The sequence below is a fragment of the Acetobacteroides hydrogenigenes genome (assembly GCF_004340205.1).
Taxonomy (GTDB): Bacteria; Bacteroidota; Bacteroidia; order Bacteroidales; family ZOR0009; genus Acetobacteroides; species Acetobacteroides hydrogenigenes.
In genome coordinates this window covers 258,979-274,448 of sequence record NZ_SLWB01000003.1, presented here as the reverse complement: position 1 = coordinate 274,448, position 15,470 = coordinate 258,979, and the positions used below count along the sequence as shown (strand labels likewise).

The following is a 15,470-nucleotide window of genomic DNA, read 5'->3' as shown; positions in this document are numbered from 1 at the left end:
AATAAAGAACTTGCCAATGAAAGCTAGATAGATTTTCTTTGGGAGAATAGTTATATTAGACCGTAATTTGGCTTGCCACCTTTAAAATTTTTAAAGAACACTCAAAATGAAAAAGCAGCTACTTGCCCTTTTGTGCCTATGCTTTACAGTAGCAGCGTTTGCACAAACCTCAGATCCAAACGACCACCCCAACGAGAGGCTCACACACGTTCCAACATGGGCTCAAGAAGCAATTTGGTATCAAATATTTGTAGAACGATTTCGCAATGGCGATCCTAATAATGATCCCACACCCGAAAATATAAAAGACTACGTCACCCACGAAGTTCCTACAGGATGGAAGATTACACCTTGGACTCAAGATTGGTATCAGCAAGATAGCTGGATGGCAAACTTCAGCGATCCAAACATGAGCTTTACATCAAAGGTTCAGTTCCGCCGCTATGGTGGCGACCTTCAAGGCGTTCTCGACAAACTCGACTATCTAAAAGAGCTTGGCATAAATGCCATCTTCTTTAACCCTTTAAACGATGCACCTTCGCTACATAAGTACGATGCAGCATTCTGGCATCATATAGACCGTAACTTTGGTCCAACCCCTCAAAAGGATGGAGAAGCGATGAACTTTGAGAACTATGACAATCCTAGTGAATGGGTATGGACAAATGCTGATAAGCTATTCCTCAAGGTTATAGAAGAAGCCCACAAGCGCGGCATTCGCATCATTCTCGACTACTCTTGGAACCACACAGGAACCAACTTTTGGGCCTTCCAAGACCTGCTCCGAAAGGGTAAAAATTCACCATACAAGGATTGGTACATTATCACCCGTTTCGACAATCCCGCTACCCCCGAAAACGAATTTGATTACCAAGGTTGGTTTGGAACGAAATCGCTACCAGAAATAAGGGAAACGGTTCACCAAAGCAACGCTGCACTAAAAGCCTACGAAGGCGATATCTATAGCGATGCGGTTAAACGGCACATTTTTGCCATTATAAAGCGCTGGGCCGATCCAAACAACGACGGTAACCCAGAAGACGGCGTTGATGGCTTTAGACTCGACGTAGCAGCCGAACTTCCGCTTAACTTTTGGAGAGATTTTCGCGAGGTAGCCCGCAACATCAATCCTGAGATGTATTTAATTGGCGAAGTTTGGTGGGAGGCATGGCCCGACAAGCTGTTAGACCCACGTCCATTCCTTAAAGGCGATGTATTCGATGCCAATATGAACTACCGCTGGTTCCGCACCGCACGCCACTTTTTCAACGACTCTCCCAATAGCATGCCGATAAAGGAGTTCATTTCTCAAATGGACACCATATTCAAAACCGTTCGTCCCGAGGTGGCAAGAGCCTACATGAATATGGCCAGCAGCCACGACTCCCCTCGTCTTTCAACTTCGCTATACAATAAAGGACTGTACAAGTTCAACGCAAAACCATCTGACGACTCAACCTACAAGGTAAATAAACCCGATGCAGCAACTTACAAAATCATGGAACAGCTACTTGTGCATCAGTACACCTTTTTAGGCTCACCCCAAATATGGAATGGAGATGAAATGGGAATGTGGGGCTGCGATGACCCGGACACCCGCAAACCTCTAATTTGGCCCGATTACAAGTTCGACGATGAGGTTGTGCACCCACTCGGAATGCAGAAACCCGTTGATAAGGTAGCCTTCGACTCTACTCTTTTCTACCTTTACAAGCAGCTAATATCTATGCGAAAAAGCAACGAAGTTCTAGTTAGAGGTTCGCTAAAATACCTCATAACCGACGAGGCTAACAGAATCCTTGCCTATAGCCGTAATCTAGAAAAAAAAGAGGCTATAGCAGTTTTCAACCTCTCTAATAAACCTAAAACTGTGAGCATTCCTGCCCTCCAAAAAAACAGTTACACCAATGGCCTTTTGAAGGGCAAAAGCGTAAAACCAGTAAAGGGGAAACTTGTAGTAACACTAGGACCAAAAGAATCTATGGTACTAATATCTAAGTAAGCAATACCCTCCTACTACATATGCAAAAGCCCATTCAAAATGCTGAATGGGCTTTTGCATATCATAGCACTATTTTCGTACCTGCCTAATCAACAAACTTATATCCAACTCCCTTTATTGTTTTAATATACTCATCCCCAATTTTTTCACGAAGTTTCCTAATATGAACATCGATAGTACGATCGCCTACAATTACGTTGTCGCCCCATATGGTGTTGAAGATTTCTTCGCGGGTAAACACCTTTTGAGGCTTAGAGTATAAAAGCGCAAGTAATTCAAACTCTTTTTTAGGGAGTTCCATCTCAACACCATTCTTAACCACAATATAGCGCGACTTGTCTATAACTATGGATGAATCACTACGATCGATTGCTTCTGTAGCGCCTACATGTTCAACGCGCCTTAACAGCGCCTTTACTCGGCTTACAAGAACTTTAGGTTTGGTTGGCTTCGTAATATAATCGTCAGCACCTGCTTCAAAACCTGCTATTTGCGAATAATCTTCGCCTCTTGCGGTTAAGAATGCTATAATGGAAGTAGAGAGTTCTGGTATTTTGCGCATTTCCTCGCATGTTTCTATGCCATCCATTTCCGGCATCATTACATCAAGAATAATAAGCTGCGGCCTAACATCCAATGCTAAACGAATAGCCTCTCTTCCATTTGTTGCCGTATAAACATCGAAGCCCTCCTTTTTCAAGTTATATCCTACGAATTCAAGGATATCGTTTTCATCATCAACAAGAAGAATTTTTTGCTGCGCTTCACCCATATTCTGGTTGTATGTAAGTTTTTGTTTCCAGTACAATTCTACCAAAAGAATGTTACCCTAAAGTTAACAATTAGCTAAAATAATTCTAGTTTTCCATTCTTTTTTATAGATGGATAAGCCACGCTACTCTCTTATTAATAGATTACATATTGATTAGCAAACAATTGCTACTATTAAATTAAAGGATCTTTATTTTCTAAACAAGCGGGTGGACATCGCTTACAATATAAAATGATTCACAACCAAATAGATTGCAATTTGTAATTCAATTACAAAATTTTACATCAAAAAAAACTTTTTTTATTCTAATTGATGCTAATTTTTCATAGATTGCGTCAAATTAAACTAAACCACAATGGACACTACGACTAAACTAACCAGTAAAGACTTTATCGAAAGAGAAGGAAAGTACGGAGCACATAACTACCATCCGCTACCCGTTGTTCTCGAAAAAGGAAAAGGCATATATATGTGGGATGTTGAAGGGAAAAAATACTTCGACTTCTTATCGGCCTACTCTGCTGTAAACCAAGGCCACTGCCACCCAAAGATCGTAAACGCAATGGTAGAGCAAGCACAAAAGCTGACCCTAACCTCTCGCGCATTTTTTAATAACGTACTTGGAGAATTTGAGCAATTCGTCACCAGCTACTTTGGATACGACAAGGTTCTTCCAATGAATACTGGCGCTGAAGCCGACGAAACAGCGCTTAAGCTTTGCCGCAAGTGGGCATACGTAAAAAAAGGCATTGCAGAGGACCAGGCAAAGATTATTGTATGCGAGGGGAACTTCCACGGAAGAACCATTACCATTGTTTCCATGTCGAACGACCCTGAATCGTATGGGGGATTTGGCCCATTCACCCCCGGATTCGAAAAAATTCCATACAACGATATAGCCGCTCTCGAGAAAGCATTGGAGGATTCCAACGTTGCCGGGTTCCTTCTAGAACCTATTCAGGGCGAAGCAGGCGTTTTCGTACCAGACGAAGGCTACCTAAAAGCAGCTTACGATCTTTGTAAGAAGAAGAACGTTCTATTTATGGCCGATGAGGTTCAAACCGGCATCGCCCGTACAGGTAAGCTCCTTGCCTGCGATCACGAAGGTGTTCATCCCGACATTCTAATTTTAGGGAAAGCTATTTCAGGAGGCGTTATGCCGGTATCGTGCGTACTTGCTAACGACGACATCATGCTATGCATCAAGCCAGGCGAGCACGGTTCTACTTTTGGGGGTAACCCAGTTGCAGCCAAAGTTGCTATTGCAGCACTAGAGGTTGTAAAAGAAGAAAAACTTGCTGATAATGCAGCCAGACTAGGAGAAATCTTCCGCACCGAAATGCGCAACTTCGACTCTCCAATGATCGAATTGGTAAGAGGGAAAGGTCTGCTAAACGCAATCGTCATTAAGAATATGAATGGGAAGACAGCATGGGATGTTTGTCTTGCTATGCGCGATAGAGGTGTTCTGGCCAAGCCAACCCACGGTAATATTATCCGTTTTGCGCCTCCATTGGTTATTACAGAAGCAGAGATCAGAGAGGCCATTTCTCTTATCCAGCTAGCATTTAAGGATATCGAAAACGGCAAACAGCCTATCGAATAATAAAGACAAACTACAAACTGCTACACATCTATTATTAACCATGAAAGCCATTCCCGTTATGAAGGAATGGCTTTCTTCATTTCTTGTTGTATAGCCTAATACTCATCCTATTTGGCTAAGATTATAAAAAAGCAGACAATTGTAAATTAACACTGTAACGTTTCGCCATTAGGAGCGTCTTTATAGCTAGTTTAGCGGGTGGTATACCCACAATTTTCATAAAACATTAACGAATGAAGAACAAGTATTTACTGGTGCTACTTGCCTTGGCTCCTTCGACGGTAGCATTTTGCGGCAACAAGCCCGAAGTAAAAAGCAAAGCGCTGGATGCTGTCGACATGAATAAAAAGGTACGCCCAGGCGTAAACTTTGTTGAATACGCCGGCGGAGGATGGCTTAAGAACCTGAATATTCCTGACGACAAAACCTCGTATGGTGCATTCGACATCCTTCGCGAGAATAGCATTAAGGATGTTCAGAACATCCTTTTAGAGGCTGCTGCAACAACCAACGCACCTAAGGGAACTCCATCCCAAAAGATTGGAGACTTTTACGCTTCGGGTATGGATAGCACCCGAATAGAGAAGTTGGGCGCTGAACCAATCAAAAAGTACGTTGCTCAAATCAACCAAATCGAGAACAATAACGACCTTGCAATCGCAATTACACAGCTTCACCTACATGGTATTAGCGCTCTATTTGGTGGTGGCGTAGAGCAAGACTTCAAGAACAGCCGTATTTACAAGATGTACCTAGCGGAAGCCGGCATTGGGATGCCCGACCGTGACTACTACGTTAAGGACACCCCTCACAACAAGGAACTCCAGGCAGCCTATAAAGCGCTAATCAAAAAATGCTTTATTCTTCTCGGATATGGAGAGGCACAGGCAGCTGAAGCTGTAAACAACATTTACACCCTCGAATACAACCTAGCTATTGCATCGAACACCCGCTTGGAGAACAGGAATATGGTAGCCCTTTACAACCCTGTACCAACCGCAGAATTCTGCAGCAAAAACGGGTCTTTCCCTTGGAACCAGTACTTCTCGAGCCTAGGGCTTAACCTGTCGAACGACGAGGTGGTGGTTATGCAGCCAAAATTCTTTGTTACGGTTGATAGCCTGCTAAAGGTTACCCCTATTCAGGCTTGGAAGGACTATCTAACCTGGAACATCACTCGCAGCATGGCCTCAACGCTCAGCAGCGACTTCGTAAACGCCAGCTTCGAGTTTTACGGGAAGGCATTATCGGGCCAAAAGACGCTATCGCCACGCTGGAAGCGAATTTCTAACGAGGTTGATGCCGATTTAGGCGAAGCCATCGGCCAGCTCTACGTGCAAAAGCACTTCCCACCTCAAGCAAAACAGCGCATGGTTGAGCTGGTGAACAACCTAAAAGCAGCGTACAAGATCCGCATCCAAAATGTAGACTGGATGAGCGCCGAAACCAAGGCAAAGGCTATCAATAAACTTAGCAAGATTATGGTAAAGGTGGGCTATCCCGACAAGTGGAAGGATTACTCATCAATGGAGATCAGCCGTGATTCATACTTCGAAAATGTACTAGCTGCAAACCGCTTCCAGATTCGCGAAAACCTCAACAAGTACGGCAAACCCGTTGACATTACCGAATGGGGCATGTACCCACAAACCGTAAACGCCTACTACAACCCGCTTAACAACGAAATCGTATTCCCTGCAGCTATTCTTCAGCCACCATTCTTTGGCCTAGATGCCGATGATGCCGTAAACTACGGAGCCATTGGCATGGTAATTTCTCACGAAATGTCCCACGGCTTTGACGATGAAGGAAAGCAATTTGATGCAGATGGCAACATGATTAACTGGTGGACCGACGAGGACGCCAAGAACTTTACCGAGCGCACCAAGGTTCTGGTAAACCAGTACAACAATTTCAAGGTGCTCGACAGCCTACATGTTGATGGCGAGCTAACCCTTGGCGAAAACATTGCCGACAACGGCGGTATGAACATCGCCTGGGATGCCTTCCAGCTATCGCTAAAGGGCAAGAAGCGCCCTGCCGCTATCGACGGGTTTACGCCAGAGCAACGCTTCTTCCTAGGATACGCTAAGGTTTGGCGCCAGAAGATGCGCGATAAGGAGCTTATGCGCCGCCTAAAGGAGGACGTTCACTCCCCTGCCATTGCCCGCGTAAACCGCGCCGTGTTCAACATCGACGCATTCTATAAGGCATTCGACATAAAGCCTACCGATCCGCTCTACATAGCACCTGCTGATAGAGCAAGGGTTTGGTAGCATTTTAGCAGCTGCTATACAAATGGGGGCATCCGGCAACGGGTGCCCCTTTCTTGTTTTTCGCACCATTAACAAGTACCATACTTGTACCGATGGGGCTTCTCCGAGAGGGGGTATCTGATCAAATTGCACCAGCACCGGATGAATTTGCACAGCTGTCTGACTAATCTTCACACCTATCGGATGAATTTGCACATCCACATGACTAATTTGCACATCAATTGGAGGAATTTCCACACCCACTGGACTATTTTACACAACTGCCGGACTAATTTACACCTCCATCGACCGAATTTACACCGATGGGGGTTCTCCGAGAGGGGGCATCGGCCAAAATTGCATCGGCGACCATCAAAAATGCATCGATGCCGACCAAATTTATACCCCCATCGACCGAATTTGTACCGACGGGGGTTCTCCGAGAGGAGGCGTCGGCCAAAATTGCATCGGCGACCATCAAAAATGCATCGATGCCGACCAAATTTATATCCCCATCGACCAAATTTACATCGACGAGGATTCTCCGAGAAGGGGCATCGACCAAAATTGCATCGGCAACCATCAAAAATGCATCGATGCCGATACAATTTGTACCCCCCATCGACCAAATTTACATCGACGAGGATTCTCCGAGAAGGGGCATTGACCAAAATTGCATCGGCAACCATCAAAAATGCATCGATGCCGACCCAATTTACATCCCCATCAGCCTATTCAAAATGCGCTAGGGCGCAACATCACCGAATAGAGCCTTTCTCGGCATTCGGGTTCGTAGCTTGAAGGATAAGCCCATGCTGCTGCTCAATAAGGTTATGCATACGAGCCACCCGCTGGCTTAACGAGCGCCAGAGCGACAGGTCGGACTGCTCGCTTAACCGAAGCCCGGCCAGCGCCTCGGCACACCTTTTACTGTGCTCCAGCAGCACGTCCGACTGGTACCGCAGCTGGCTAACCGAGACGCCTCGGCTGGCATAGTCGGTTTTGAGCACCTGCAGCTGCTCGTACATCTCCACGCTGGTTTGGTAGCTCTTCTCCAGCTCTTCGAAGGCGTAGAGCCACATCTCGGATAGCCGCCTCCGTTCGGCTTCTAGAGCGAATGCCAGCTCGCGCTTCAGGAGCGCATAGTAGCGGGCCGACGACTCGTTCCCGATCCCCGCCCACTCCATCCGGCGCATCGCGTTGGCGTACATCTGTGGCTCGGGCAGCACCTGATCGGCAGATATCGAATCGCTGTAGTTGAAGAGGTAGTTGGCATCCTTCGCCACCTTTTGCCCGTAAAACTCCGCCGTGGTTATGGGCTGGTACAGCAGCTGCCACATCGGGTCGAAGGGCATGTGCGATTTGACGAAATCGGCAGGCTCCTGCATGAAGTACCCAAAGGAAAGCCGCTTAACCAGCTCGCCATTCTGCCAGGTACTAGCCCCCCAGGTGGGGTCGAAGAGCTTCCACTGCCCGTTCTTTAGCCGCACGGCCACCCAGGCATGATCCTGATCGACCACTCCCCCATCCTGCCGGGTGTACCCCGAAACGTAGTAGGCCTTAATATCAATCCGCTTACATAGGTTGATAAAGAGATCGGCATAGCCCGAGCAGATTGCCTTCCGCTTTGCGAGCGTAACCTTAACTGTTGAATCGCCACGGTAGCTAATAGGGTTTGCCATACGCGCTACATCGTATTCGATATTGGAGCATATCCAACCGTACACGGCGCGTAGGCGGTCCGACTCGCGCCCAAACGATTCGGCAATAAGCGCCGATAGCGAGTCGGCATCGTTGATACGAGCCACTGAGGGCGAGTGCACAAAGCGGTCGACCTTTCGGTTGCCCTGCGCATAGCCCGAAAGGCCAATAAGAATTACACCTACTATAGCTGCAAGCTGCCTCATATGCCAAATATAGCATGGCAAAGTATACCAATGCATAGAAGCGGGAAGAATATATTCTCCCCGCCCAATTCTCTGAAATGTAATTTCAGATTCGCTTTATAAACAACACTAGTAAACGGTGTTCTGAGGATCGAAGTTAGTCCAACCCTTTGACCAGTTGTCGGCATCGGCATCGCTCTTGAATGCTCCAATAAAGTCAACCTTATCGAACCATGCATCCTGAAGAAGCGCGCTGGTAAACAGGTTGCTCTTGCCTACAAGCGGGCTACCTGCCATTGGGCCGAAGTTTGGACTTGCGACCATGCTGTTGGGCTGCTTCATCTTCATATCGGCAATCGCGGCAAGGTTGCTATTGCTACCGCCTGCGCGCGAGAAGTAGCCATTGGAGAACGATGGTTTAGTGGCATCGAGGTTGGTTCCATCAGTCGACAGCTGGTCTAACCAGGTTTTGTTTTTGTCGCTTCCAAGAATGGTCATTCCTGCAAATACCACGTTCTGAACGGTAAGGTTTCCGGCAGTAGCAGCTGCCTGAGTTGCGCTTCCCTTATCGTTCTCTACCATGATGCCAACCGGGTAACCCGCAGCAACGGTATTAAAGATGTTTAGGCGAGAGTTTCTACGAATCTGCATGGCTGCCTGAAACTGGCCTAAAGCCGAGCCATTGTTGGGGTTTACGCTACCTCCGTTGATGTAGGTGGTGGTGTTGGCAAAGTCGGCAGCCTGTCCGATGGGGCCAATAATGGTAACGTTGCTGAATACGGCAGAGGTAAAAGGCTCGGCAGCCGTTCCGCTCGCGTTGTTATCGGACTCGAAGCAGTTAGAAACCGACTTGTCGGCAATCTTAGGGTTACGAACCGAAAGCATGTACTGCATCTTTCCGGAGAAGCCATTGTCGGTATCGAAGTCATCGTCCCAACCGTGGTAGGCAACAAGATACTTAGCGTTAACGCTGCCACCAAACCACTCGAAAGAGTCGTCATTACTGTACGATACCTGAACGTGATCGATGGTTGTGCCTCTACCTACAGATCCAAGGGTAAGACCGTTAATCTCCTGATCGGTTGCAAAAGGGTAACCGGCAAACTCGATGCGCACGTAGCGTAGTTTACCCGAGTTATCGTTATCGTCGGTACCGCCATGCTGGGTACGCAAGCCACCTTCGATGGTCATCTGGCCAATGTTATTCTTGGCCTTACCTAGAATTACCAAACCACCCCAATCGCCGGGCTTACGGCTACCAGGCGCTTGTGCCGAGGTAAATACGATTGGCTGGGTTTGGGTTCCTTCGGCAAAAAGCTTTCCACCTGGTTCTACAATAAGCGAAGCCTTGGTGGCCTTATCGCCCTTGATGATGGTTCCCGGCTCGATGTAAAGCTCCGATCCGCTGGTTACATAAACCCATCCCTTTAGCGAGTAAACGCCCTTCTTGATTACATACTTTCCCTTTACCTCGAAGGCATTCGATCCATCGCCAATAGCTGTTCCATTCCAGGCAATGGCATCACCAGGTACAATAGGATTTACAGGTGAATCATCGTCCTTGCTGCAGCTGGTTACAAGTGCCAGCATTACCATCATTGCAGCTACAAGGTTAATCTTTGTAAGCATCTTTTTCATTGCTTTCGGTTTTAAAATTTGGTTATTGTTGTTTTGTTAGATTCTAGATACTAGACTTTAGATGTTGGACATCTTTTTCACTACTCCCTATTCCCTACTCACTCTCTATAGCCTAATTCCTAGCGAGAGCGAGTAGCTGCGTCCCGGATTATACTTTTGCTTTACCTGATTTCGGGTTTGCGATACGCCGCTGGCATCGGTAAACTCGGCCTTTTGTTCCAGAACGACATCCTCGTTTAGCAGGTTCTTTGCAGCACCGCTAAGGTTAATGTACTTGCTTAGCTTTACGTTAAAGGTAAAATCGATCAGATTGCGGGGGCGCTCGTAGATGTCGGGAACCGAGATGTTCGGATTGCCCTCAACCCTTCTGCCAACCCCTACAATTCGCTCTCCGATGACGTTGTAGAGCAATCCACAGGTTAGCGTATTCTTACTATTTTGGTAGAAAAGTCCCGTATTTACCAGATAGGGAGACTGCCCCTGCATTGGACGACTATGCTCCAGCGTGTTGCCCTTATCGAACTCTACGCGGCTGTAGATGTAAGCGGCATTTACCGATAGCGAGAAGTTCTTCATCCCTAACCAGCCCAAATCCTTCTTCATATCTACCTCTACACCTAGATTGTTAGCAGATTTGGCGTTGGTGTACGAGTAGGTGTAGCCACCAGCATTCTCGAAGTAGGTCGATTCGATGGGATCCTTAAAGTTCTTGTAGAAGAGGGCTACAGAGAGCATTTCGCCTGGGGTAGGGTAAACCTCGTAGCGTAGGTCAACATTTTGGATGTACGACGTCTTCAGGTTCTCGTTACCCTTTACGAAGCTAAAGAGTTCAAAGTCGTAGTAGGTTGATGGCGATAGCTCGCGGAACTCTGGACGGTTTACCGTTGCCCCATAGGCTAAGCGCACAAGCTGCTTATCGCTAATATTGTAGGAGGTGTTTAGCGATGGAAAGAGATCCGACTTGGTGTAGCTGGTCTTCTTGGTGCTAAAGTCGGTTGGGTCCATCGAAACGTACTTGGTAACGCTCATCCTGTTGTTCTCGAAGCGCACACCACCGTAGATGTTGAACTTCTTTATCGGGATATTAATTCCTACATATCCAGCACCAAGGGTATTATCCGCTTTATAGTTGTCGGTATTACGAGTATCCTCGTAGGCGTAAATGCTACTGGTACCAAAGTTACTTTGCTGAAAGACCTCCTCGTTGGACTGGTACTTTAGCGATTGGTTGGCTGAGGTTTCATTTAGTATGTAGTAGAACGATCGGGTATTATAATCGCGGTTCTTGTACTCGCCATATGCTCCAAGCTTAAGCGTTGGGAGAATGCTTCCCAAGCGCGTAATCCTGTACTGGTAGTTGGCAGCCCCCGAGTAAACGTTCTCGTTAAGGTCGACAAAAAGGCGCTTGGTGTCGTTAAAGTCGATCTCTAAGGGCTCGTTCGGGTTGTTGATGTTACGGTCGCGAGAGATGGTTCTTCTATCTGGCTGATTCTTGTTGGAGAGCGAGTAGCCTAAGTTCCAATCAAACTTCCCTTTTTCATCCAAATTATGGTTCCCCGAAAGCTGACCCGAATAGGTAAGACGACTGGTGTATAGGAACTCCTGCTTCTCCTGGTAGTACCCGCTGTTGAGCTGCTCGCCGACACGCTCGGTAAGCCTGTTACGCCCCGACTGGTTGATGACGTTGCGTAGCTGTATCGACGACTTGCTGCTTAGCGCATAGGTAAGATTTAGCATTGCACCTACCTTGCTCTCGGCGTTGTACTGGTTGTCGGTATACTTAAAGAAGTAGTTGGGACGATCGTTTACGATGTCGTACGAGCCAATTAGCGCATTCTCAATGTTGTGGAGCGCTTTGTAGCTGTTGCTGTAGTTGGCAGCAAACGAAAGGTTGATATTTCTATCGTCACCTACGCCGATCTTACGGTTTAGCATTAGCGAGAAGCGTTGGTCGGGACGTTTAAACGACTTGTAGCTATCTATGCTCCAATCGTTGTTAAACCCGTTACGGGTAACCTCGTTTATTTGCGAAGCGTTACTTGCAGCATCATTATTGAGGCGATAGGGTACAATACCTTTGAGGCTTCGGGTTCCATCATCAAATCCTAAGAAATCTAAACCTCCTGTTGGTGCAACCCTGAAGCTTTTGAACTGCGTTTGGTCGTTGATTCCGGTGCCGTAGCTGAGCTCCAGCGAGTTCGATTCCGAGGCATCCTTGGTGTTAATCTGAACGAAACCACCCGAGAAATCGGCAGGGTACTCTGGTGCTGGCGACTTTACCACGGTTATATTCTCGAGCTGCGAGCTGGGGATCATGTCGAACGAAAAGGCACGAGAGTCCGACTCGGAGCTGGGCACCGCCGCACCATTCATCCACACATTATTATACCGCTGCGAGAGACCACGAATTACAATAAACTTACCATCGATGATTGAAATCCCCGGAATACGGCGCACCACCTCCGAAGCATCCCTATCCTGCGTTTTAGCAATTTGCTGGCTCGACACGCCGCTCATTACCAACGAAGATGCCTTCATGGTGGTAATCATCGACATTTCGGTGTTAGCCCTTCGTTTGCGGCTTACCACCACAGCGTCTATTGCCTTAGATTCGGGTTCCAACAGGATATTAACCTCGGAAGGCTTACCAGCCACAACACGAATTTTTTCGGTTTCTACCTTATTGTAGGAAATATAGCTTACTACTAATACATACGTTCCTGGAGTAACTGCAATTTCAAACTCTCCATTGATATTGGTTGTCGAACCTTTAGGTAGCCCCTTAATGGCTACGTTTGCACCAATAAGAGTCTCTGAAGTTACCTTGTCCTTAACCACACCCTTAATGGTACACCTACCACCTTGCTGCGAGCTGGCATTTAATGAAAGGAAAGTAATCAGAAATAATAGAGCAACTTTCAGATCAAAACTTCTCATGTAAAGCTTCTTTAGTGATGTTTATTTACACCACAAAAAAACGGCTCTAACAAGAATTGAAGCTTAAAACGGATTTATCAAATGATTAATTATAAAGGGCGATGGATATCGTTTAGGTAATATTCAATCCACAAAATAATCATCCCTAAGCCATAAATAATTCGTCTGCGAGTAGGATTACGAACAATCAGCAAGGCGTTTATATCAATCCTCCCATTAGTAGAGCTTAGTTACAGCTAAGCACAACACCATCATCTTAACATACAAGTAACAGGGGAATAACAAAGCACATTCCGTCATTAAAACAGATAAAAAAGATTGAATATAATGTAGAATTAACCCAACCAATACGATCAGCTAACACTCGAATAGTAGGTTTGCATTACAACATTCAAATGTGCTTTACCGCTACTTATTGGCACAAAATGATTATATAATCAGATATAATATGAGTTATTTTTCTTAGCCCCCAGCTGCGACAGCCCGGGGCTACTTTTTTATCATTCCAACAAAGCAACTCCTAAAAGATATCCAGTTTCTGCAGCCGCATCTTGATGGCGCCCTTGCTGCGGTCGAAAAAGTCGGAGATTTCGGTAATGCTCCAGCCCCTGTCGTAGAGTTCCACCAGCTTGCGATCGTCATCTGGTTTCCAACCCTTGTATGATGAGGTTGGTTTTGGTGTAGCTGCAGGCTCAATCGTCTTCTCCATCTTGGTGCGCGAGGCTACCGCCCGCACGCTGCCCGTTTGCGAGATAGCATAGTCTACAAGCCTTAGCTCTACAGGAAGGTTTAGCCGCTTGCGTGCTCGCGTTGCCGCCACATAGAGCAGGTTAACCTCCTCGCTCAGTTCATCTACCCTTGCCGGATTGATGGCAAACTCGCGGCGCAGCTTCTCCTCGGTGAAGAAGTCATTGGCCAATGTCACCTCGTCGTACTCCATGCCCTTACAGCGGTGCACGGTTGAGAAGACAATATCGGCCTTAGACTTATCCTTATCCTCGGTGTGGCTCTGCTTTATCTTGTTGATGAGCGCTGGCAACTCCGGCCCATACTTCTTCACCATCTCCAACATTGACTTCAGCTGCACATCGTCGGTTTCCTCCACGTACTCCTCGAACTCGTAGATGTCGTTAAACGATCCGATGAGCCCATCGCGTACCTTATCCTTAGCCCCACGCTGTAGGTAAATGATGTCTAGCAGCGACGTACCCTCGTCGCCGTAGGTGTACGAGCTGATGTTACCCTCGAAGTAGATGCTGCCCACCTTTTTCTTGTCGATGAGCAGTTCGATGGCCTTATCGAGCAGGCTGATGTTGGTGCGCGCCACAAACGCCCTCGAATGGATTGCTCCCGACGCATCGCCCATTCCGCTGATGTACGGAGGTACAAAAGACGAGCTAAGGTTGCTCTTTAGCTGCAGGATATTCTGCGCCAGCGCGGCCACATCGCCGTTAAAGCGGAAGCTGGTGGAAAGGTTCTGCGACTTAAAGCCAACCGACTCCAGCGAGTTGATGGCGTAACGCCAGCCGTAGATTTGCTGGTGCGTATCACCCACAATTAGTTTTGTACCTCTTTGCTTTAAAAAGACATCGAGCATGGCCGCCGAGGCATCTTGCCCCTCGTCGAAGAGCAGGTGGCTGTAGGGAAGCGTTGGATTTGATAGCTGAAACTTTTTCAGGTAGAAGTCGTGCGTGATCTCCAGCTCACCACTGTCCATCTTGGCTAGGAAAACACGGGTAAGGTACTCGATGGTGTCGTAGTTAGCCTGTACGAACTGGCGTGCCCCTTCGTCCTTTACCGCATCGAGGTAGCTTAACTCCTGCACCTTTCGGCTTGGGCTGTTGCAGAAGTAGGCGGCAAAGCGGTTAACGTGGTTGGCAATGGTAAGCGCGTGCACCATATCCATATTTCTACCCAAGCAAAGAATGCGCACCAGTTCGTGCGTTTGGTAGCCAAATCGGACACGGTAGCCCGAACCCATCACCACATGCTTAAAGGCCAACGAATGCGCAGTCTCTACCCTAACGTTCGATAGTCCGGCACGGGCGAACTTCTGCTCGGCCTCCAGCTTCACCGACTTGTTAAAGGCAATGTAGAGCATTCCTCTAGCATTTTGCCGCTGCCGGGCATACTCGATAATGGTGGTAGTTTTCCCCGAACCTGCAACAGCATTAACCTTCACATCGGCATTCTCCTGCACAATGGCAACCTGCTCGTTGGTGAGCTTCATCATTACTCGCTAATGGATTTGGTGGGCGGCAAAGATAGTGAAAATAGGGAGTAGGGAACAGTGAGTAGGGAATAGGGGAGGCTTATTCTTTAATCCCGCTAAGGCGGGATGTCGCTTCGCTCCACTTCCGTTTAACTCCCGTTT

The 15,470-nt window shown here is 47.2% G+C and carries 9 protein-coding genes; 4 read left to right on the top strand and 5 right to left on the bottom strand.

Annotated features, from left to right (window positions below; genetic code table 11):
• The first annotated feature begins 106 nt into the window (after positions 1–106).
• A complete protein-coding gene (locus CLV25_RS05265) occupies positions 107–2,002 on the top strand; it encodes a glycoside hydrolase family 13 protein (RefSeq protein WP_131838587.1) in 1,896 nt (631 codons plus the stop codon).
• A gap of 85 nt (positions 2,003–2,087) precedes the next feature.
• On the opposite strand, the gene CLV25_RS05260 is transcribed toward CLV25_RS05265, so the two are convergent.
• On the bottom strand, positions 2,088–2,774 hold the full coding sequence (locus CLV25_RS05260; protein WP_131838586.1) for a response regulator transcription factor: 687 nt from the start codon (positions 2,772–2,774) through the stop codon (positions 2,088–2,090).
• Positions 2,775–3,129: 355 nt separating this feature from the next.
• Between CLV25_RS05260 and rocD the strand changes: the two genes are divergently transcribed.
• The 3 genes from rocD to CLV25_RS05245 all read left to right on the top strand — a co-directional run bounded on the left by rocD (position 3,130) and on the right by CLV25_RS05245 (position 7,384).
• Positions 3,130–4,380 carry an ornithine--oxo-acid transaminase gene (gene rocD / locus CLV25_RS05255; RefSeq protein WP_131838585.1) on the top strand — a complete coding sequence of 417 codons (1,251 nt, stop codon included), beginning with the start codon at positions 3,130–3,132 and terminating at the stop codon, positions 4,378–4,380.
• Positions 4,381–4,613: 233 nt separating this feature from the next.
• Positions 4,614–6,656 carry a M13 family metallopeptidase gene (locus CLV25_RS05250; protein WP_131838584.1) on the top strand — a complete coding sequence of 681 codons (2,043 nt, stop codon included), beginning with the start codon at positions 4,614–4,616 and terminating at the stop codon, positions 6,654–6,656.
• Positions 6,657–7,126: 470 nt separating this feature from the next.
• Positions 7,127–7,384 carry a hypothetical protein gene (locus tag CLV25_RS05245; protein WP_131838583.1) on the top strand — a complete coding sequence of 86 codons (258 nt, stop codon included), beginning with the start codon at positions 7,127–7,129 and terminating at the stop codon, positions 7,382–7,384.
• A 9-nt stretch (positions 7,385–7,393) separates the two neighbouring features.
• Here CLV25_RS05245 and CLV25_RS05240 read toward each other — a convergent pair whose 3' ends face one another.
• The 4 genes from CLV25_RS05240 to CLV25_RS05225 form a co-directional block, all read right to left on the bottom strand.
• A complete protein-coding gene (locus CLV25_RS05240; protein ID WP_165876993.1) occupies positions 7,394–8,542 on the bottom strand; it encodes a transglutaminase domain-containing protein in 1,149 nt (382 codons plus the stop codon).
• A 108-nt stretch (positions 8,543–8,650) separates the two neighbouring features.
• Positions 8,651–10,159, bottom strand: a complete 1,509-nt coding sequence (locus tag CLV25_RS05235) for a hypothetical protein (RefSeq protein ID WP_131838581.1) — start codon at positions 10,157–10,159, stop codon at positions 8,651–8,653.
• Between the two features lie 105 nt (positions 10,160–10,264).
• Positions 10,265–13,096, bottom strand: a complete 2,832-nt coding sequence (locus CLV25_RS05230; protein WP_131838580.1) for a TonB-dependent receptor — start codon at positions 13,094–13,096, stop codon at positions 10,265–10,267.
• A gap of 520 nt (positions 13,097–13,616) precedes the next feature.
• Positions 13,617–15,329 (bottom strand): 3'-5' exonuclease, encoded by a 1,713-nt coding sequence (locus CLV25_RS05225; protein ID WP_207895589.1) that lies wholly within the window; start codon positions 15,327–15,329, stop codon positions 13,617–13,619.
• Between the last annotated feature and the right edge of the window lie 141 nt (positions 15,330–15,470).

Bases quoted from the DNA above. Each gene is read 5' to 3' on its own strand.
- CLV25_RS05265 (WP_131838587.1), top strand. From the start codon at position 107: ATGAAAAAGCAGCTACTTGCCCTTTTGTGCCTATGCTTTACAGTAGCA.
- CLV25_RS05260 (WP_131838586.1), bottom strand. From the start codon at position 2,774: ATGGGTGAAGCGCAGCAAAAAATTCTTCTTGTTGATGATGAAAACGAT.
- rocD (WP_131838585.1), top strand. From the start codon at position 3,130: ATGGACACTACGACTAAACTAACCAGTAAAGACTTTATCGAAAGAGAA.
- CLV25_RS05250 (WP_131838584.1), top strand. From the start codon at position 4,614: ATGAAGAACAAGTATTTACTGGTGCTACTTGCCTTGGCTCCTTCGACG.
- CLV25_RS05245 (WP_131838583.1), top strand. From the start codon at position 7,127: ATGCCGACCAAATTTATATCCCCATCGACCAAATTTACATCGACGAGG.
- CLV25_RS05240 (WP_165876993.1), bottom strand. From the start codon at position 8,542: ATGAGGCAGCTTGCAGCTATAGTAGGTGTAATTCTTATTGGCCTTTCG.
- CLV25_RS05235 (WP_131838581.1), bottom strand. From the start codon at position 10,159: ATGAAAAAGATGCTTACAAAGATTAACCTTGTAGCTGCAATGATGGTA.
- CLV25_RS05230 (WP_131838580.1), bottom strand. From the start codon at position 13,096: ATGAGAAGTTTTGATCTGAAAGTTGCTCTATTATTTCTGATTACTTTC.
- CLV25_RS05225 (WP_207895589.1), bottom strand. From the start codon at position 15,329: ATGATGAAGCTCACCAACGAGCAGGTTGCCATTGTGCAGGAGAATGCC.